General features: G+C 65.9%; 1 protein-coding gene. It reads right to left on the reverse strand.

The annotated features are described in order from the left end of the window. A partial coding sequence (gene mltA, locus JCM25156_RS18755; RefSeq protein ID WP_025814362.1) for a murein transglycosylase A occupies positions 1 to 826 on the reverse strand: 826 nt, incomplete at both ends.

An 826-nucleotide genomic window follows, 5' to 3' on the forward strand; every position in this document is an offset into this window, starting at 1 on the left:
CCAGCACGATCATCTGCCCGCCTGACCGCAGGTTGCCCGCTGTCTGCGCGGCTTCCGGCCCCCAGCCCATATACAGGTCGGCCCGGTCGGGGCCCTTGATGTTGGTGCCCAGATCCTGAGCGAAGACAAGCCGGTTCCAGTTCGTTGCATGCCCGTCAACGGGAACCTGCGTCTGCACCCATACCGGGCTGCCCAGCGCGATGAAATGCCGGTCCACCGCCATGGAACGGCCCGGTGTAAGCGCAACACCCAGCGCGCCCGGCGCGCCGGCCTGCGTATCGCCCTGCCCCAGTTCACGGAAGAAGACGTAATTCGGGTTCTGTTCCATCATGGCCATCGCACCGGAGGGATTCGCCTCCAGCCAGCCACGGATGGAGGCCATGCTGACATCATCGGCCCGCAGCAGCCCCTGCGCCACCATGACCCGGCCCAGCGGCACGTAAGGCTGGCCATTCAGCCCGTCAAAGCCCAGGCGGATCACCTTCTCATCGGGCAGGCGGACACGACCGGCCCCCTGGATCTGGAGGAAGAACAGATCCACCGGATCCGCCAGCCACAGCAGTTCGAGCTTTTTATGCTCCAGAACGCCCTGATCAATCTGCGCGCGGGTCCAGTAGGGCACGACCTGCCCGCCCTGCAGGCGGCCTGTCACCGTATTGCCCTGCGCGTCACGCTGGCGCACCAGATCGGGCGGGCGGCGATAGACGGGGGTCTGGTAAATCCCGCCCCGGTGCAGAGAACCGCGAATTTCCGGCTCGTAATACCCTGTAAACAGCGTGCCCTCGGGCCGCTTGCCCCGTGGGACGCGATAGGGCACGAACCATGT

It is taken from the genome of Komagataeibacter kakiaceti JCM 25156 (genome assembly GCF_000613305.1).